Raw genomic sequence first — 18,933 nt, 5'->3', positions numbered from 1 at the left:
CGGCACCGCCACCGCGGTCATGCCGCGCACGAATTCCTCGTTGTCGACACCGATGCCGCGCGCGCCGAGCCGATCGAGCTCGGCCTCCAGCAGCGACAGGTCAGCCAGCGTGCGCGGCGTATTGCGCGTCAGCACCAGACGCTGCAGCGTCTGCTGCCGCTCCAGCCGGCTCATCGCCGACAGGAACAGCTTGCCGCTGGCGGTGCAATGCAGCGGCACATGGATGCCCGGCGACAGTTGCAGCCGCAGCGGCTCGTGCGTTTCGACGCGTTCGACGTAGAGCACGCGATCGCCGTCCAGCGCGGTCAGATTGCAGGTCTCGCCCAGGGCCGCCACCAGCCGGCCCAGGATTGCGCGGCATTCGCGCAGCACCGGCGGACTGCGCAACGTCTGCAGCGCCAGCCCCGCCGCCCGCGGTCCCGGCACGAAGCCGCGTTCGGCCGGCATCTGCAGTACGAACCCGGCGCTCTCCATCGCCGCCAGCAGGCGCATCAGCGTGGTCTTCGGCACGTGCAGGCGCTGCGACAGTTGCGCGAGGGTCTGCGGATGCTGGGCGCGGGCGAGCGCATCGAGCACCATCAGCACGCGCAGGCTGCGCGCGTCCTCGTCGGTCACACGCGGGTCTGCCGGACTCTCTGCTGCACTGCGATTCTGAAACGGAATTTGCACGTTCTGTTTCACTTTCCGCGCCTCCACGCGTATTACCTTTTCATTCCCGGGTCGGCAAATAAAATCGGGACAAGTCGTTCCATTATAAGAACGTTGCTGACAGGACCCGCGGCCAATGCGCCCCGGACAAACCCTGCCCGCAACACCCGATCAGGAGACAGCGACGATGTCGCAAACCGTTGACTACATCGTGGTGGGCGCCGGCTCGGCCGGCTGCGTGCTGGCCAACCGGCTCAGCGAGGACGGCCGCCACGCGGTGTGCCTGCTCGAGGCCGGACCGCCGGACCGCTATCCGTGGATCCATATCCCCATCGGCTACGGCAAGACGATGTTTCACAAGGAGGTCAACTGGGGCTTCCATACCGACCCCGACCCCAACATGCTGAACCGGCGCATCTACTGGCCGCGCGGCCGCACGCTGGGCGGCAGCAGCGCCATCAACGGCCTGATCTACGTGCGCGGGCAGCGCGAGGACTACGACCACTGGGCCGCGCTCGGCAATCGCGGCTGGAGCTGGGACGACTGCCTGCCCTACTTCCGCAAGCTCGAGAACAACGACCTCGGCCCCGGCCCGACGCGCGGCACCGATGGACCGCTGAACGCGACCTCGATCGATCGGCGTCATCCGTTGGTCGATGCCTTCATCGAGGCCGGCGAAGCGCTCGGCCTGCCGCGCAAGGCCGATTTCAATACCGGCGACCAGGAAGGCGTCGGCTACTACCAGCTGACCACGCGCAAGGGCTGGCGCTGCTCGACCGCGGTGGCCTATCTGCGGCCGGCGCAGTCGCGTCCCAATCTGCGCATCGAGACCGGCGCGCATACGACCGCGATCCTGTTCGAAGGGCGGCGCGCGGTGGGCGTGCGCTATATGCAGAACGGCCGCCAGCACGTGCTGCGCGCGCGCCGCGAAGTGCTGCTGTGCGCCGGCGCGCTGCAGTCGCCGCAGCTGCTGCAGCTGTCCGGGATCGGACCGGCGAGCCTGCTGCGCGAGTTCGGTGTGCCGGTGGTGTACGCGCTGCCCGGCGTTGGCGAGAACCTGCAGGACCATCTGCAGATCCGGCTGATCTACCAGGTGGCGCGGCCGATCACCACCAACGACCAGTTGCGCTCGCTGTTCGGCAAGGCCCGCATGGGGCTGGAATGGCTGCTGTGGCGGCAGGGACCGCTGGCGATCGGCATCAACCAGGGCGCGATGTTCTGCCGCGTGCTGCCGCAGGAGAGCGCGACGCCCGATACGCAGTTTCACTTCGCCACGTTGTCGGCCGACATGGCGGGCGGCCAGGTCCATCCGTTCTCGGGCTGCACGTATTCGGTCTGCCAGCTGCGGCCGGAGTCGCGCGGCACGGTGCGGATCCGCTCGACCGATCCGTTCACGCCGCCGTCGATGCAGCCGAACTATCTCTCGGCCGAGCTGGACCGGCGCAGCGCGATCGCCTCGGTCCGCTTCGCCCGCCGCGTGGCACAGACCGAGCCGATGCGCTCGCTGATGCAGGCCGAGTTCCGGCCCGGCGACGCGGTGCAGTCGGACGACGAGATCCTGCATTTCTGCCGCGAATACGGCGCCACCATCTTCCATCCGTCGGGCACCGCCAAGATGGGGCCGGCCAGCGATCCGTTCGCGGTGGTCGACGAGCGGCTGCGCGTGCATGGCGTGGCGGGCCTGCGCGTGGTCGATTGCTCGGTGATGCCGACGCTGGTGTCGGGCAATACCAATGTGCCGGTCGTGATGATGGCCGAGCGCGCAGCGGACTTCATTCGCGAGGATGCGCGCGCGGAGACGGTCGGCGAGATCGTCGGCGCGGGGGCGGTAGGGCCGGTTCAGGATGAACGCGAGACCGAGCGCGAGACCGAGCGACAAACCGCACGCGAGACCGAGCACCAAACCGAGCGCGATACCGAGGGCCAAGGCGAGCACCAGGCCCGGCACCAGGCCCCTCACCAACCCGAGCGCGGCATCACCGAGCCGGTCTGACCCCGGCCCGCCATCGCCCCGCCAACGCATAGCGGCAGCGAACCCGGGCTCGGTTCGCTGCGCCACCCACGGCCGAGCCCAGCAGCGCGCGCGCCCGCATACTCATCCCACCAAGGGCGCCGTCAATCCAAAGGAGACAAGCATGGCAAGCCCCAACGAGCAGGCGGTACGCAAGGTCGCGATGGCATCGGTGATCGGCGCCACCATCGAGTGGTACGACTTCTTCCTGTACGGCGTCGTCGCCGGCATCGTGTTCAACAAGCTGTATTTCCCGGCCGGCGATCCGGTGGTGGCCACCATGCTGGCCTACACCACCTTCGCGGTGGGCTTCGTCACGCGGCCGCTCGGCGGCGTCATCTTCGGCCACTTCGGCGACCGCGTCGGCCGCAAGAGCATGCTGGTGATCACGCTGATGATCATGGGCATCTCGACCTTCCTGATCGGACTGGTGCCCACCTACGACAGCATCGGCCTGTGGGCGCCGATCCTGCTGCTGTTGCTGCGCGTGCTGCAGGGCATCGGGCTCGGCGGCGAATGGGGCGGCGCGGTGCTGATGGCCTACGAATACGCGCCGCCGGGCCGCAAGGGCTTCTATGCCTCGCTGCCCCAGATCGGGCTGTCGATCGGCCTGTGCCTGGCCTCCGGCGTGGTGGCGCTGCTGTCGCTGACGCTGACGGACGAGCAGTTCCTCAGCTGGGGCTGGCGCGTGGCCTTCCTGGTGTCCGCCGGCATGGTCTTCGTCGGCATGTATATCCGGCTGTCGATCAAGGAAACGCCCGAGTTCACCGCGGTCAAGCAGCGCAACGCGGAGACGCGCATTCCCTTTGTCGACATGATGCGGCGCTACCCCGGCAACATCCTCAAGGGCATGGGCGCGCGCTATATCGACGGCGTCTTCTTCAATGTCTTCGGCGTGTTCTCGATCAGCTATCTGACCCAGACGGTGAAGATCAGCCGCACCGAGGCGCTGACCGGCGTGATGGCCGCCGCCATCGTGATGTGTTTCTTCATCCCGTTCTTCGGCCACCTGTCGGACCGCATCGGCCGCACCCGCGTCTACTTCTGGGGATCGCTGATTACCGCGTGCTCGGCCTTCCCCGCGTTCTGGCTGATGCTCAACGGCGGCGGCAACGTGATGCTGCTGTGGCTGGCCATCATCGTGCCGTTCGGCATCTTCTATGCCGCGGTCTACGGGCCGGAGGCGGCGCTGTTCTGCGAACTGTTCGATGCCAAGGTCCGCTATACCGGCATCTCCTTCGTCTACCAGTTCTCGGGGATCTTCGCGTCGGGGATCACGCCGATCATCGCCACCGCGCTGCTGAAGTCGGGCGAGGGCAAGCCGTGGCAGATCTGTGCGTACGTGATGTTTGCCGGCTTGGTATCGGCGGTGTCGGCGGCGTTGATCGGACGGTCGTCGGGGTCGGGAGAGGCGCGGGAGGCGGGGCCGGTCGTGGCGGCTTCGGCCAGGCAGATGCGCTGATCGTTCGCGAGGGACGAAAGCCGAAGCTTCGGCCAGGCAGATGCGCCAATCGTCCGTGAGGGCCGGAGCCGCAGCTTCGGCCAGGCAGATGCGCTGATCGTCCGCGAGAGCCGGAGCCGAGGCTTCGGCCAGGCAGATGCGCCAATCGTCCGCGAGGGCCGGAGCCGCAGCTTCGGCCTTTTCTTCGACCAGGAACTTGACGTTCAAGGTCGTCCACTCGCTGGAGCGGATCACCAGCCGATTGCCCTCGATCGGGTAGAAGCGCCCGTGCTCCTCCAGGCCGCGCCCACGGTCGTCGGTCAATTTGCGCCGGGACGCGGCCGACAGGATGATGCGCTCCAGCTCCCCGTCGCTCTTGAACTCGAAGTCCTCCAGCAGGCCGGTGTAGAGATAGGACTGGTCCTTCATCGGCACCACGGCGCTGACCACCACCATGGCGCCGTCGCTGATGCCTGAGTCGATACCGCTGAATAGGTAATACCAGGGCGCCTGCTGCCGGAAAAAGCCGCTCGCCCAGCTGTTCGGGTGGTCCAGATGGAACCGGCTGACCAGCCAGCGGCGCAGCATGGCCAGCGCGAAGGCGAGGCCGAACGTCCCCGCGAAGAAACCGAACACCGGCCAGGGGTGTTCGTTCAGCCATTCATAGCGGTGCGGCGGAACGCTGGCCGCCGCGGCACCGCCGGACAGCATGCGCAGCGCGTCGCCAAGATAGAGCTGGTAGCCGAAATACTCGGTGGCGGCGAGGCCGACCACGGCATCGACGATCAGCGCCAGCACGATGGATTTGATCGCCGTCGCCCCGAAGGGCGTCATATCGGCTTCGCGCGCCTCTCTGGCCTGGCTGTAGTGGTGGTAAAGGAAGCCCGGCGCGACCAGGAAAAACAGCAGGATCGCGGGCAGCGCGATGTTCAAGGTCAGCCCTGGGCGGGAATCAGCTTCAGCTTGACCTCGCGCTCAACGCCCTTGGCGGCGTCCCGGATCTTGAACGTCCTGGTGGAGTTCAGCTTCCCGGTGGCAATGAACTCGCGCAGCGCCTTGTCGCTCTCCGGATCGTTGCGGATCAGCTTGACCGTGGTCCTGACAGTGGCTTTCATCGCTTGTCCTCCAATGGGGAAAGTATAGTAGGTCCGACTCGTTCGACCTCAAGCTGTTATTTCACGCCAGATTTCCATGCGTTCCCAGCCGTGCGGAAAGCCCATTGCCTGTACCGGAACGGCATATTGGGTAATCAGCTTCTTGAGATCGGCACACCAGCTTTGCTTGGGCGAAATCCGCCGCATACAGTGCGTCAGGATGACAAGGGAGTTGTAGAGCTTGCGGGAGCCATGCTGGAATCCATCGCGCAGCGCAGCGGGCTTGTTCCGAGGCAAAACCGGGGTAATCGTGAACTCCCGGTTCCAGAGCCGGCAGTGATGCGCGCAGGTGTTGCGTACCAATGAAAGGTGACGCAGCCACGATTCCCATACCTTCTCGTCCACCCCATATTCCATCGCAATGGCCCGGCGGGCCGGCATCGGTTTGAGGTTGTTGTACCAGCGAGAAAGCAGTCCGAGCGTCATTACCTCACAGACCGCCCACACTGGGGGCAAGGGCTCTGCGTAAGTCGCTTTCAAATGTTTGATGAACATTTCGTCGGACCGGCCTACTTCTTCGGCAAGCTTATCGAGGTTCAGTCGCCATAGGTGGGGCTTGAACGCCAATGCGACATCGAGATGGGCGTGAGGCCCGTATCGGTGAGCCAATTGATAGGCCCACTGACTGCGCATGGAAACCTCCAGGCGTTCGATGGCATCGAGGACATGCAGCCGCAAGGCGCGATCGAATGCGTAGAGATTCATCACGTCAGCAAAGCAGCTGCCGGGCCTGAAAATATGGTTGGTGTGGTCCTGTTCGAATGGCAGCCAGTACGCCGCGAGGTGGTAATAATTCAGATGTCGCAGGCAGGCTTCTGCTTCCGCCGGATCGTCGATCATCATGCCCCGCCGTTGCAGCAAGGCCACCTGCTGCGCGTGAGTCGTAGCCGGCTTGCCAAAGGGGATTTTCATCGTTGTTCCGATGCAGCCCTGGCCAGACTCTGCCGCACAAAAAAGTAACCCGCCGGTTTGAGGGTACGCTCGCGCGCATAGCCTTGGCGGGTTTTGTTGCCGCGTAGTATAGGGGCGGGCCGGAGCCCGGTGCAAGAGGTTCGCTTCATGGAACGCATATCAGCATGCCTGCTGCACAGCGTCGACTTCAACGCTGCAGCAAGCTGTCGGTTCTTGCATTCGGCGTTCTGGCGGCCCCAAAAGGCCCCAAAAAGCAAAAGGCCAGAGCGCACGCTCTGGCCTTTGAATCTTGGTGGACCGAAGGAGGATCGAACTCCCGACCTCTGCATTGCGAACGCAGCGCTCTCCCAGCTGAGCTATCGGCCCGTAGCGGGCGATTATAGCGCGAGCTTTGCGGCGAATTCAAGCCGTCGTGGCGGGTTGGCGTGACCGCCGTCGACCCAGCCATGACGCCGCCTCTAGCCGCCTCTAGCCGCCTCAAGGCCCTCAAGCCACCTCACGCCAGCTCAAGCCGCCATGCCCGGGTTTCCGCCCATTCCCTTGACCGACGGCAGGTTCAGCGGCGCCGCGGCCACTTCCTTGCGCTGGCGCAGCCAGCCGGCCATCAGGTCCCAGATCGGCGGGCCGCCGTTGTGGCGGGCTTCCTCGGCGACCGGGGCCCAGCCGGCGACCTTGTAGGTCTTGCCGGCCTCGATCGGCTTGCCCTTCAGGCGCATCTCGGTGATCCGCTTGCCCATCGGCGCGGCCGGGTCGATCGTGTACTGCAGGCCGCCGACGCGGACCATGTCGCCGCCCTGCTGGTAGTAGGGGTCGGGGTTGAACAGGTTGTCGGCCACGTCCTCGAGCACGGTCTTGATGGTCTCGCCGCTCATCTGCGTCACCGTGGTGTACGGGTAGGTGATCGCGGTCTGGTCCATCAGCTTTTCCATCGTGATGCCCTCGCCGGGCAGCAGCGTGGTGCCCCAGCGGAAGCCGGGCGAGAACGCGATCTCGGCGCCCTGCACGTCCATCAGCCCGTCCAGGATCAGCTGGTCGAAGGTGCCGTTGAAGTTGCCGCGGCGGTAGAGCAGTTCCTTGTTGACCGCCAGCACCTCGCCCAACTTTTGCTCGTAGGGCGCGCGGACCTTGCGGATCAGCGCGTCCATCGCCGGATCGGCGGGCAGGTAGTCGGCGAACACAGGCAGCAACCGGTAGCGGAAGTCGGCGACCTTGCCGCCGCGCACGTGGAAGTCGAGCACGCCGAGGAACTTGCCGTTCGAGCCGGCGTTGGTGACAAGCGTGGTACCGCCCGCGTTGCGCACGCGCACCGGGGCCGGCACGCCGTCATGGGTATGGCCGCCGAGGATGGCGTCGAGTCCGCGCACGCGCGAGGCGAGCTTCAGGTCGACGTCCATGCCGTTGTGCGACAGCAGCACCACCGCCTGCGCGCCCTTGGCGCGGGCCTCGTCGATGATGCGCTGCAGGTTCTCTTCCTGGATGCCGAAGGTCCAGTCGGGCACCAGGTAGCCGGGGTTGGCGATGGGCGTATAGGGGAAGGCCTGGCCGATGATGGCGACCGGCACGCCATTCATCTCGCGCAGCGTGTAGGCCTCGAAGACCGGGTCCTCGAAGTCCTTCGTCTTGACGTTCTGCGCCAGGAAGGCGACCTTGCCCTTGAAGTCGCGGTCGACCACCTCGCGCACGCGTTCGGCGCCGAGGGTCATTTCCCAGTGCGGCGTCATCGCGTCGACGCCGAGCGCGAGCGCGGCATCGACCATGTCCTGGCCGCGCGTCCACAGCGCGGTCGCCGAGCCCTGCCAGGTGTCGCCGCCGTCGAGCAGCAGCGCGCCGGGGCGGCTGGCCTTCAGCTGCTTGACCAGCGTGGCCAGATGGGCGAAGCCGCCGACCTTGCCGTAGCGGCGCGCGGCCTCGGTGAAATCGAGATAGGTGAAGGCGTGCGCCTCGGCGCTGCCTGGCGCGATCCGGTAATGCTTCAGCAGGGCCTGGCCGACCAGGTGCGGCGGCTTGCCGGCATAGTCGCCGATGCCCAGGTTGACGCTGGGCTCGCGGAAATGGACCGGCAGCAGTTGCGCATGGCAGTCGGTGAAATGCAGCAGGTGCACGTTGCCGAAGCGCGGCACGTCGTACAGCCTGGCGGCGGCCTGGGCCGCCTGCGCGTCGCGCGTGGGGAAAGCCATGCCCGCGGCGCTGGCGATGGCCAGCACCTGCAGGAACTCGCGTCGGTTCATTGTCGTCTTCCTCTCGATGGCGGCCGCGCGGTCCGGGCAGGATCGGTGCAGGACCGGGACGGGCCGCTTTGCCGCCGCGCTAGGGCCTGGCGTACTTGGCCAGCGCGGCGACTTCCTCCTCCAGCATCTCGCCGACTTCCTTCTGTACGACCTTGCCCCTGGCGTCGATCACGTACAGCTCGGGCAGGCCCTTGCGCGGACCGATCGCGGCGCGCAGCGCCGGCGTGTCCATCGCCGCGGGGAAGGTATAGCCGCGCTGGCGCAGATAGCCGACGGCGTCCTTCTGGTCCTTGTCGATGCTGATGGTCAGCACCTGCAGCGGCGTGCCGCGCGTGCTGTCGTAGAGCTTCTGCAGGCGCGGGTTCTGCAGCGCGCAGAACGGGCACCACGAGGCCCAGATCTGCACCACCAGCGGCTTGCCGGCCCAGTGCTCGGGCGGCACGGTGCGGCCGTCGAGCAGCTGGACCGCGGGCAGGCGCACGGTGTCGCCGACTTCGAGGGCGGCGGCCGGCGCGGGAAATGCCAACGCCAACGCCAGCGCCACGGTGGACGCGATGGCCGCGACGATGCCCGACGCCGCGGCGCGCATCGCGCGATGCGGCCCCTGCCTCCAGCCGACCGTCACCACCGCCGCGGCCCGCATCCCGCCCTCTTACTGGTTGACCGGCGAGGCCGGGTCCAGCAGCAGCGCCATCACGTCGCGGATCTGCTGCTCGGTCAGGATGCCCTTATGGCCAAAGCGCGGCATGTTCGAGCACGCGGCGAAGGCGTTCGAGTCCCAGATCTTGCCCCAGGTGTACTTGAGCACCGCTTCCGAGTTGCCGCGCAGCTTGCCGTACTGATACAGCGACGGGCCGATGTTGCCGAAGGAGATCTCGGCCTTGGTCATCTGGTGGCAGGCATAGCAGTTGCCGCCGTTGACGCCGCCGGGCGGGTCGGAGAACTGCATGCCGCGGCCGAGCTGGGCCACCTTCTCGCCTTCCTTCCAGTCGCCGAGCCAGCGGTTGTCGGCCGGATAGCGGATCTTCTGCTGTTCGGCGGCCTCGACCTTCTTGGCCACCGCGGCCGGCACCTTGGTGCGGTCGGGATAGTCGCTGCACAGCTGCTGCATCTCGTCGCGCTCGAGCACGCCCTGCAGCGTGGCCGGGCCCTTCGAGGTGAACGAGTTGGCGATCAGGCGTTTCATGTCGCCGTCGGAAACCGGCGGGAGTGTGGCCGCGGCCTTCGGCGAGGCCTTGCCCTTCGATGCCGCGCCGTCCTGCGCCATCGCCGGCGCCGCCAGCATCGCCAGGGCGCCGCACACCGCCACGGCTGCCGCGCGCAGGCGCAGGCGCGATTGTTCTGTCTGGATCATGTCGTGCTCTCCCCCTGGTTCAGCGCTTCAGGCCCGGGCCGTCGTAGGTGCCGCCGTTGGCATTGCGCGCCAGGAACATCGTGAGCGCGGTGATCACATCGGAGCCGTAGGCGGGCTCGGGGAAGCGCTGCTGGCGCAGGCAGTCGTAGAGCCGGTGCTGCATCGTGCGAACCTCGCCCTGCGAGACGCGGTACGCCGGCCAGGTGGTGTAGGCCGCCTGGGCGCCCTTGTCGGTCAGCAGATTGGGCAGGTCCTGCAGGCGGATGCGCTGGCCGTCGACCGCATGGCAGGTCGCGCAGGCGAAGTCGTAGGCGCCGCCACGGTAATAGAACATCTTCTGGCCGAGCGCGTAGACCTGCTTCTCTTCCGGATGGTCCAGCTTGACGTTCATCTTGACGCCGCGCGACTCGCCGGTGACGAAGGCCACCAGCCGCTCGATGTCGGAACGCTTGCCCGAGGACGAGAACGGCGTCGCCTTGGCCTGCTGCTCGGTCAGCCCCTGCAGCGTCGTGCGGCACCACACCAGCCGCTGCTCCAGGTCCATCACCTTGCCGGCGTCGGCGAAATAGCGCGGCAGCTCGGCGTAGGCGCCCTTGGTCACGCCCGGGCCCTTGCCCAGGTCGCAGCGCTCGAGCGATACGTTCTTCGGCCCGGCGGGCTTCTTCCACAGTTCCTCGCCGGCGGCTTCCCACAGCTCGGCGGGATTGCCCTCGGCCAGCATCTGCCGGTACTTGGCGATTTCGTCGGTGGTATTGCTTTCGCCCTGCGCCTGCACGGCCATCGCGCCCGTCAGCGCGACGGCGCCGGCGGCCGCCAGCGCGGCCCAGCGAGGACGGCGTCGGTTCGGTCTCATGGGGTTTCTCCTCTCGGTCTCGCCGACCAGGCGGGCCGCTGTTGTTCTATGCGCGAATCGTTCCATGCGCGGCTCTTTCCTGCGCGGGTCGTGCCGCGCATCACGCTACGGCTTGATATAGGCGTAGCCTTCGTCCTGCTGCAGCCGCGCGATCTCGACCACGCCGGCCTGGACCACCTTGGCTTCGAGCAGCAGCTTGTTCTCGGGAATCTGGCGCGCGGTCAGCGTGTTGCGGCAGACGCGGAACTCGACGCCCATGCCGGCCAGCGCGCCCACCGCGGCGTCGAAGGTGTTGCCGCGCGCGTCGCGGGCGCCCTCGACCAGGAAATCCACGCCGTAGCCGAGCGCGACCACGACGATCCTGGTATTGGGCGCGCCGGCCAGATGGTTGCGCAGATTCCCGATCGCGCGCACCGCCTGGTCGTTGCCTTCCGACAGCTGGTACACCACCCGGTGGCGTCCGCCCCCGCTCCGCGGCGCGCCCGCCGTCTGGGCCGCGGCCCGGCTACCGAGTCCGACCGCCGCCAGCGCGGCGGCCGCCTTTGCAAAGAATGCTCGACGCATGATCTTCCTTCCGCCGCGTCCGCCGCGCCTCGTGCGCGGCCGCCGACCCGGCTACCGAAGGGGCACCTTACCAGAGCGGCCGGCAACCTGCCGTCCGCGCCGGCATCACGAGATGGTGGCCTCGTCGGTCCGCTTGTCGCCGCGATTGTCGACCCAGGTCACCGTGACCTTGTCGCCCTTGGCGCCGCCCTTGAACTTGAAGTTCAGGAACGGGTCCTTGGACACCGCCGGGCCGAAGTTGGCGTGGAAGACCTCCTTGCCCTTGCACTGGGCGATCACGGTCTGGATGTGCCAGGCCGGGATGGTCTTGCCGGACGCGTCCTTGCGCTGGCCGGTTTCCATATCGTGTTTCATCAGAATCTTGACGTCGACCACGCCGCCGTTCTCGGTGGCGCGTACGCGCATCGGGTCTGCCATGACGTTCTCCTGTTGCGATGGTTGCGATGGGCAGTCTGGGAAAGCGGGACGCCGCGGCGGTCAGCACGGCGCCTGTGCCTGCGATCGGCTTGTCAGCCGCCGCAGCCGCCCAGCGTCACCTTGATCTCCTTGGAGGCGACATACCACTTGCCGCCGGCCTTGACGGCCGCGTGCACCACGGAGGTCTGGCCCATCTTCACGCGCGTGGAGACGAACGGTTCGGTGCCGGCCGGGATCACGAAGTCCGCGGCCAGCGTATTGGGATTCTTCTCGACCAGGATCGCGATCTGCTCGGTGTCGGGCAGATTGCTGGTGACCGCCACCGGCACCACCGCGCCGTTCTCGGCGATATCGGGCGCGTTGAAGGCGATCGAGCCGCTCTTCTCGGGCGCACCGCCGCCCAGGGCCTTGATGACGTCGTTGACGCTCTTGCCCTCGAAGGCCGCCTTGTTCCATTCGGCCGCCTGCGCCTCGCCGATCAGGCCGGCGGCCGCCATCAGCGACACGACGGCGCTGACGCGCAGCATCTCTCGTCTTGTGATGTTCATGGTGTCCTGCACTCCTGCTTCTACCCGCCCCGCGGTATTCGTTTTGGTCGCCAGGCCGGCCGGCCTGGCGCGGGCGGTGCATCGCCGCCCGGTGAGCGGCCCCTGACGCGAGGCGCCGGGACCGTCCGCTTACTGCCGGTGTTGCTGTTGTTGCTGCAATGACTGCTGTTGCTCTCTTGCAGTGGCCGGCGTATCGGCGCAATCACGATTGCCGCCGATACGACGGCCCGTCACCAGGCATTACTTGGCCGGTGCGCCCGCCAGGATCCACTCCAGCACGGTCTTCACATCGGCATCGCTGATATTCGGGTTGGCCGGCATCGGCACCGGGCCCCAGACGCCCGAACCGCCCTTCTTGACCTTGTCGGTCAGCTTCGCCATGGCGGTCTTGTCGCCCTTGTACTTGGCGGCGACTTCCTTGTAGGCCGGCCCGACCAGCTTCTTGTCCACCTGGTGGCAGCCCATGCAGGCGTTCTTGGTGGCGATCTCCTGGGCCTTGGCCGCGTCGACGGCGGCGTGGGCGGAGGCCGCACCGGCCAGCATCATGGCTGCAATCACGAACTGCTTCATTGTTCTCCTCTCCGAACTGGAATGAGCCGTGGGGACGGCACGGCCGTGTGGCAGCGAATCTGCCCGGCACGGCGGCGTATTGGTCCGGCCCGGCCCCTTCGATGGGGGCGCCAGGCGGCCCAATACGCTATTTTGCCTCAAGTATCCACTTCACCATGGCTTGAATATCCGATTCTGGAACCTGCGGTTGCGGCGGCATCGGCACTGGCCCCCACGCGCCCTGCCCGCCGCTGCGGATTTTCTGCGCCAGCGGACCGTGCGCGTCCTTGCCCTTGTAACGCTGGGCGATCTCGTGGAACGACGGTCCGAGCAGCTTGCGGTCCTGCGCGTGGCAGGCCAGGCATTGGTACTGGCCGGTCAGCCTGGCGCCGAGGGGCTGGGCCGCGGCGGTGCCCGCCGGGTTGGCCGCCGCGTTGCCTACAGTCGCGGCCGCGGCCTTGCCCTCCGGCTTGTCCTTCGCCTCGTCCTCCGGCGACCCGGTCGCGACGCCACGCACCGGGCCGAAGCCGCGCTGCTGCGCCGCCAGGTCCCCATGCGTGCCGCGCGCGTATTCCGGGATCAGCGAACTGACCTCGACCTTGCCGGCGCAATTGGTCATGCAGGCGGTATTGCGCGTGTCCGGCTTGCCGCGGCCCGGCCACAGGCCGTGCTCGGTGGTCATGCCGTTGCGGTTCGGCAGCTTGCGCTGGACCTCGCCGATATTGGCGTCCGACAGCGTGAAGTCGGCCGGCACGATGTCGCCCAGGTTCAGGATGTAGGCGGTCACCGCGTAGACCTCGTCGACGGTCAGGCTCTTTGGCGCGTCCCACGGCATCGCGCGGTGGATGTAGTCCCACAGCGTGCTGACGGTGCTCAGCTTCATCAGCGAGGTGCGGTAGGGCTGGGAGCCGGTCATCGCCGCGACGCGTCCGCTGGCGATATCGGCCGCGGTGGTGCCGCCGGCGATCGGCGTGAAGACCGCGTTCGATTCGCCGAAGTCGCCGTGGCAGGAGGCGCAGCGCGCGTCCCAGACGGTCTGGCCCTGCGCGACGGTGCCGCGCCCGGGCGGCAGGCCCTGGAAGTCGGGGCGGACGTCGATGTCCCAGGCTTTCACTTCGGCGGAGGTGGCGGTGCGGCCGAGCTGGGCGCGGGCGGCCTTGGCGTCCCTGGAAACCGCGGCGTCCCTGGAGACCGGGGTGCCCTTGGAGACCGGGGCGCCCCCGGAAAGCGCCGCGTCCTGGACCGCGGCATTGGAACCCGCCTGCGCGGCACGCACCGCCGGAATCGACAGGGCCGCCCCGCCCGCGATGCCGATCAGCAGGCCGGCCAGCATGGCGCCACGGCGCCGGCCCGGGCGGGCGCCGGCGCGGGCGCGATTGCCGCGCTTGCCGCGATCGCCCTCATCGCCGCTATCGCACCTGGACATTGGACACCTCGCCGCTGGCCGCGACCAACCAGCTCTGGATCGCGTTGTTGTGGTAGATCGAACGCGTGCCGCGCACCGCGCGCAGTTGCGCGATGGTCGGCTGCACGTAGCCGGTCTCGTCGATCGCGCGGCTCTGCAGGATCGCCGGCGAGCCGTCCCAGACCCAGTCGAGATTGAAGCGGGTCAGGCATTTGGACAGCACCGGCGTCTCCAGCCGCGCGGTGCGCCAGTTGCGCCCGCCGTCGACCGAGACATCGACGCGGCGCACCTTGCCGCGGCCGGACCACGCCAACCCGCTGACGTTGTAGAAGCCCTTGCCGGTCAGCCGTTGGCCGCCCGACGGCGTGGTGATCACGGACTTGCATTCCTGGATCGAGGTGTACTGCCGCAGCATGCCGTCCGGCATCATGTCGACGTAGTGCAGCGTCTCGTCCTTGGTGTTCCACGGCCGGTCGCCCAGCTCCAGCCGGCGCAGCCATTTGACCCACGACACGCCCTGCACGCCCGGCACCACCAGCCGCAGCGGATAGCCGTTCTCGGGCCGCAGCATCTCGCCGTTCATGCCCCAGGCGACGATGATCTCGTCGGCCAGCTCCATCGGGATGGTGCGCGTCATCGCCGAACCGTCACCACCCTCGGCCAGCAGATAGCGGCCGCGGCGCTGGTCGGCGCCGGCGTCGTCGAGCAGCACGCGCAGCGGCACGCCGGTGAATTCGCAGCAGGACAGCATGCCGTGGGTGTACTGCACCGTCGGCACCGCGACATTGCCCCATTCCATGCCGGTATTGGCGCCGCACTCGATGAAGTGCATGCGCGACACCGACGGCAGCCGCATCAGCTCGTCCATCGTATAGACGCGCGGCGCCTTGACCAGGCCGTTGATCATCAGCCGATGGCGGGTCGGGTCGATGTCGTGCCAGCCCTGGTGATGCCGCTCGAAATGCAGGCCGTTGGGCGTGATGATGCCGAACAGGCCCTGCAGCGGCGCGAAGCTGACCGAGGCCGCCGACACGCGCGTCAAGCCCGGCGATTCGCGCCGCACCAGCGCGGTTTCGTGGCTGGAGGGCTGGCCGTAGGGGCGCGCGGCAACCGGCTGGCCGAGCGAGGTCGCCCAGGGTTGGGGTTTCAGGATCGCGGGATCGCCGTCGGCGGCGGTATGGGTTGCCGTAGAGGTTGCCGTAGAGGTTGCCGTAGAGGTTGCCGTAGAGGCCGCGGCATTGCCGGTCGCGGCGCGCGCCGGCTTGAACAGGCCCGCCGCCGTGGCGCCGGCAGCCGCGAGAAAGCTGCCGCGCAGCAGATCGCGCCGGCGGCTGTCGATGCCGTGGCGCCCGATCTGCTGCTGCAGGTCGGCACTGACGAAGTGTTCCGGCGCGGGCTCGATGCGACCCGGGCGACTGCGGTCCGGCACGTTCGGTCTCCTCCGGCCGCTCGCCGCGCTCCCGTGCGGGCGCGGTCGGCATGCCTGTTCGTATTGGGGCGCGCGCCGGTGAGGACCGCTGCGCGCTTCGTGCTGCTGGTTCAGCGCGCGCCGGTGGCGACCGATGCGCGCTTCGTGCTGCTGTCAGCGCGCCGCGCCGGCTCCGCCCGTCTTGCGCGGCGACGCGCCGCGCCGCTTCGGCTCGGTGGGCATGAAGCGGTCCACCATCGCGACCTGCTGCGCGTCGTCCTCGATCCGCGCGGCCACCTGCACGCACACGGTCCGGCACAGCTCCACCACGCTCTGGTCGGCGATCGCGTAGTACACCAGGTTCGCTTCCTTGCGCCGCGCCAGCACGCCGGAGCGGAACATCGCGTTCAGATGCCGCGACACATTGGCCTGCGACGAGCCGACGGTCTCCACCACGGCCCCGACCGGCTTCTCGCCGTCGCACAGCGCGTGCAGGATCTTCAGCCGCGTCGGCTCGGCGAGCAGCGCGAAGTAGTGCGACACCTGTTCGAAGACGCGATCCAGTTCGTTCATGCGATTCACTATATGCGTATATGCGTGAGGACGCATATATCGTTTACCCCCGGCTCCCGGCAACGGCGGCGCTCGGGCCACGCTCGCCATATCGCATCATGTCGGGGCCATTTTCCGCGTCATGTCGTTGCGATGTCGGGCGCCGTCGGCCGGGGTCGTGAGAATCTGAGCCACCCACGCAACCTTGCTAAAGTCCGCGCCGTTAGACGATCGAGCCGGGATAGCCCGCGCCCATACATTGCGTCCCTCCACCACGACGAAGGAGCAACGAAGCATGGCCTCGGTCTTTCCTACCCTCTGTTCCCACAAGGCGCTGATGACAGCCGCCGAAGGCGCGGCCGCGGCCAGGGACGCTGCTGGCGCGATGCGTTCCACGGCGCCGTACTTCGAAGCAACGGGCTCCGTGCAGATCGGTCCCTATTCGGGCCATCTGCGCTATCTGACCCCACCGCGTGCCAATCGGCCCACGCGCGCGATTGCAGAGCTCGACGAAGCGGTGCAGAAGCAGCGCAGCCTCTGCAGGAAGCTGTTCGACAAGGTGTTTCGTGGCATCGGCCTGGACGGCCAGGTATCGCTGAGCGAGACACAGTTCCACGCGTTCCGCTACGTGGACGGCCTCTATGACACTGCGGTGAATTGGCTCGGGCAACAGAAGTGGGCCGAGGCAAGCGAGGACATTGCGTTCATGGCTTCCTCGATGGAGGTCTTCAGGAATGCATCGGCGGCACTGGCGCGAATTCGGACGGCCGCCAGAAAGGGCGATCAATCGGCGCTGCAGGGTATCGCCCTGTCGATCTCCGTGCCGGTCGTCGCCGAGGCAGCGTGGCGCGACCCCGGCACCATTCGGCGGCTCGTGGCGTTGTGCGGCACCAGCCGGGACATCCTCTGCCTCGCGGGAACCGGTGATCCGATGCACCAGGGGAGCGCCGTGGCGGGCTTCAGCCGCATGCTCGATGACGATGCCACCGTCCAGTGCATCGCCGACACACTTGCCAACGAAATCCGCGGCATGTCGTTCCACGATGCCCGCAAGCGGGTGCTGTCCTTCATGATCCAGGGGCGGCACAGCTCCTTTGCCAGGGATCGCGCGGGCCGCGACCGCGTTCCGCAATTGTGGATCGCACTGCGCGACACCGTGGCGACGAGCGAGGACGCGGCCATCCTGGCGAACGATCACGTCGCCTGCGGCCTCGGGGCGTATCACCGCGCGATGAACTTCGTGCTGTCGGACAAGTCGGCCATCCATCGGATACGGCTGTCCCTGCTGGACCTGCTCCATATGAATCCGCCCGACGACGGCTGGCGCATCAGCCCGGAAAACGGGCGCAAGGTAGCGGCATTCCTGATGGGCACTGCCGTGGACCAGCAGGCGCAACCGGGCACGATACTGTCGCGCAGTGCGCTGCAGCTGGTCTGGGGCCACTCGGTCATCGCGACGGCCATCGACCGGACGGCGCGGGACACCCTGGCGGCCGGCGGCGACATCAGACCGCTGCAGCCGCTACTGCGGACGCACCCGAACAAGACCTACGTCGCGCAGTACTGCCGTATTTCGCCCGTCATCGGCACATGGGGCCGGGCATGGACCAGTCGCTATGGCGCACGCGAGGAGATTCCGGCCGATGCGGGGAGCGCACCGCGTCGTTCCCCGGCAGCGGCACGGTCGTTTGCGGTGGCCTGACGCCGGCCTTGCCGAGTCATTGCTTACCCCAGCGCGTCCGCCCAGATCGCATTGGCCCAGGCGAAGGCGTAGGTCGCTTCCAGCGTATTGGGCGCCGTCGACACGCCGCCGGAGTCCGGCACCGTCACCATGGTCTTCTTCTGTGCGTCGTAGCGATGCACGCTGGCGACGTGGATCACCTCGCGATCGGAAGTGAAGCTGTAGCAGGTGTTGTTGTACAGCGGCTCGGGATTGGGCTGCCGGCCGGACAGCAGCGCGACGATCGCCGCCGCCGCGATCTTGCCGTGCTGGTTCGCCATGTGTCCGGACTTGGGCATCAGCGGCGCGATCTGGATGGCGTCGCCGAGCACGTGGATGTTCGGCACGGCCTTCGATTCGAAGGTCAGGAAGTCGACCTCGCACCAGCGGCCATTGGCGGTCGCGAGTCCGGTGTTGACAGCGATCGCGCCGGCGCGCTGGGCCGGCACCACGTTGGCGACGTCGACCCGCTCGTCGTCCTGGACCTCGAACTTCAGCGTGCGCGTGGCGGGATCGATATCGACGGTGCGGTATTGCGGCCGGTATTCGACGATGCCCTTGTACTTGCTGGCCCACACCTGCTTGAACAGCGCGGCCTTCGATGTCACGTCGGGATTGGCGTCGAGGATCAGCACCTTGCTGCGCGGCTTGGCCTGGCTGAAATAGTGCGCCACCTGGCAGGCGCGCTCGTACGGCCCCGGCGGGCAGCGGTAGGGCGCCAGCGGCACCGTCAGCGCATAGGTGCCGCCATCGCGCATCGCTTCGAGCTGGCGGCGCAGCGCCACCGTCTGCGGGCCGGCCTTCCATGCGTGCAGGATCTGGTCGCCGCCGGGCCGCTTCAGGCCAGGCACGTCGTTGGGCATGAAGTCGACGCCCGGCGACAGCACCAGCCGGTCATACGGCAGCGTGCCGCCGCCGGCCAGCCGTACCTGGCGCTTCGACGGGTCGATCGCGGCGACGGTGTCGCGCACGACCTTGACACCGTGGCGCCGGCTCAGCGCATCGTAGGACACCGTCAGGTCCTCGATCCGCTTGCTGCCGCCGAGCACCAGGTTCGACAGCGGGCAGGAGATGAAAGTCGGATTTGGCTCGACCAGCGTCACGTCGATGGTGTTGTCGCTCCATTCGCGCAGATAGCGCGCGGCGGTCGCGCCGCCGTAGCCGCCGCC

Annotated in this window: 17 protein-coding genes, 1 tRNA gene and 1 pseudogene; 3 read left to right on the top strand and 16 right to left on the bottom strand. The window is 67.7% G+C overall.

The window, feature by feature from the left end:
- Positions 1-681 (bottom strand): IclR family transcriptional regulator (locus AC6EI8_RS14485; protein ID WP_498382240.1); only part of this gene is annotated, 681 nt, incomplete at its 3' end.
- Positions 682-835: 154 nt separating this feature from the next.
- On the opposite strand from AC6EI8_RS14485, the pseudogene AC6EI8_RS14480 reads away from it, so the two are divergent.
- Together AC6EI8_RS14480 and AC6EI8_RS14475 are read left to right on the top strand one after the other, a co-directional pair.
- Positions 836-2,443 (top strand): annotated as a pseudogene (locus tag AC6EI8_RS14480) (GMC family oxidoreductase); the annotation flags it as partial.
- Between the two features lie 340 nt (positions 2,444-2,783).
- Positions 2,784-4,121 carry an MFS transporter gene (locus AC6EI8_RS14475; protein ID WP_150081975.1) on the top strand — a complete coding sequence of 446 codons (1,338 nt, stop codon included), beginning with the start codon at positions 2,784-2,786 and terminating at the stop codon, positions 4,119-4,121.
- Between the two features lie 914 nt (positions 4,122-5,035).
- Here the strand turns inward: AC6EI8_RS14475 and AC6EI8_RS14470 are convergent.
- The 14 genes from AC6EI8_RS14470 to AC6EI8_RS14405 form a co-directional block, all read right to left on the bottom strand.
- Positions 5,036-5,215, bottom strand: coding sequence for a hypothetical protein (locus tag AC6EI8_RS14470; protein WP_023265082.1), 180 nt, complete (start codon positions 5,213-5,215; stop codon positions 5,036-5,038).
- A 48-nt stretch (positions 5,216-5,263) separates the two neighbouring features.
- Positions 5,264-6,166, bottom strand: coding sequence for an Abi family protein (locus tag AC6EI8_RS14465; RefSeq protein ID WP_498382239.1), 903 nt, complete (start codon positions 6,164-6,166; stop codon positions 5,264-5,266).
- A 290-nt stretch (positions 6,167-6,456) separates the two neighbouring features.
- A tRNA-Ala gene (locus AC6EI8_RS14460) sits at positions 6,457-6,532 on the bottom strand.
- A 140-nt stretch (positions 6,533-6,672) separates the two neighbouring features.
- On the bottom strand, positions 6,673-8,394 hold the full coding sequence (gene soxB, locus AC6EI8_RS14455; RefSeq protein WP_498382237.1) for a thiosulfohydrolase SoxB: 1,722 nt from the start codon (positions 8,392-8,394) through the stop codon (positions 6,673-6,675).
- Between the two features lie 79 nt (positions 8,395-8,473).
- Positions 8,474-8,983, bottom strand: coding sequence for a TlpA disulfide reductase family protein (locus tag AC6EI8_RS14450; RefSeq protein WP_265633392.1), 510 nt, complete (start codon positions 8,981-8,983; stop codon positions 8,474-8,476).
- A gap of 63 nt (positions 8,984-9,046) precedes the next feature.
- Positions 9,047-9,748: a sulfur oxidation c-type cytochrome SoxX gene (gene soxX / locus AC6EI8_RS14445; RefSeq protein WP_226107734.1), complete on the bottom strand. Its 702-nt coding sequence runs from the start codon at positions 9,746-9,748 to the stop codon at positions 9,047-9,049.
- A gap of 19 nt (positions 9,749-9,767) precedes the next feature.
- The gene (soxA, locus tag AC6EI8_RS14440) at positions 9,768-10,601 is read right to left on the bottom strand and encodes a sulfur oxidation c-type cytochrome SoxA (protein WP_265632962.1); all 834 of its coding nucleotides are present in this window, start codon (positions 10,599-10,601) and stop codon (positions 9,768-9,770) included.
- Positions 10,602-10,706: 105 nt separating this feature from the next.
- Positions 10,707-11,165, bottom strand: a complete 459-nt coding sequence (locus tag AC6EI8_RS14435; protein ID WP_498382236.1) for a DsrE family protein — start codon at positions 11,163-11,165, stop codon at positions 10,707-10,709.
- 105 nt (positions 11,166-11,270) lie between these two features.
- On the bottom strand, positions 11,271-11,582 hold the full coding sequence (soxZ, locus tag AC6EI8_RS14430) for a thiosulfate oxidation carrier complex protein SoxZ (protein ID WP_149317537.1): 312 nt from the start codon (positions 11,580-11,582) through the stop codon (positions 11,271-11,273).
- Between the two features lie 92 nt (positions 11,583-11,674).
- Complete coding sequence (gene soxY / locus AC6EI8_RS14425) at positions 11,675-12,130, bottom strand: thiosulfate oxidation carrier protein SoxY (protein ID WP_149317536.1); 456 nt, start codon at positions 12,128-12,130, stop codon at positions 11,675-11,677.
- A 240-nt stretch (positions 12,131-12,370) separates the two neighbouring features.
- Entirely contained in the window at positions 12,371-12,700 is a 330-nt protein-coding gene (locus AC6EI8_RS14420) for a c-type cytochrome (RefSeq protein ID WP_149317535.1), read from the bottom strand.
- 127 nt (positions 12,701-12,827) lie between these two features.
- Positions 12,828-14,105 carry a c-type cytochrome gene (locus tag AC6EI8_RS14415; protein WP_498382235.1) on the bottom strand — a complete coding sequence of 426 codons (1,278 nt, stop codon included), beginning with the start codon at positions 14,103-14,105 and terminating at the stop codon, positions 12,828-12,830.
- Positions 14,089-15,513 (bottom strand): sulfite dehydrogenase, encoded by a 1,425-nt coding sequence (gene soxC, locus AC6EI8_RS14410; protein WP_498382234.1) that lies wholly within the window; start codon positions 15,511-15,513, stop codon positions 14,089-14,091. Before soxC ends, AC6EI8_RS14415 begins: the two co-directional genes overlap by 17 nt.
- A 153-nt stretch (positions 15,514-15,666) precedes the next feature.
- The gene (locus tag AC6EI8_RS14405) at positions 15,667-16,065 is read right to left on the bottom strand and encodes an ArsR/SmtB family transcription factor (RefSeq protein WP_422647868.1); all 399 of its coding nucleotides are present in this window, start codon (positions 16,063-16,065) and stop codon (positions 15,667-15,669) included.
- Between the two features lie 274 nt (positions 16,066-16,339).
- Between AC6EI8_RS14405 and AC6EI8_RS14400 the strand changes: the two genes are divergently transcribed.
- The gene (locus tag AC6EI8_RS14400; RefSeq protein WP_498382233.1) at positions 16,340-17,746 is read left to right on the top strand and encodes a hypothetical protein; all 1,407 of its coding nucleotides are present in this window, start codon (positions 16,340-16,342) and stop codon (positions 17,744-17,746) included.
- Positions 17,747-17,769: 23 nt separating this feature from the next.
- On the opposite strand, the gene AC6EI8_RS14395 is transcribed toward AC6EI8_RS14400, so the two are convergent.
- Positions 17,770-18,933 (bottom strand): FCSD flavin-binding domain-containing protein (locus tag AC6EI8_RS14395; protein WP_498382232.1); only part of this gene is annotated, 1,164 nt, incomplete at its 5' end.

The sequence above is a fragment of the Cupriavidus sp. R6-3 genome (genome assembly GCF_059772245.1).
The sequence above is the reverse complement of the archived record's forward strand: the minus strand, read 5'-3'. Positions and strand labels throughout refer to the sequence as shown.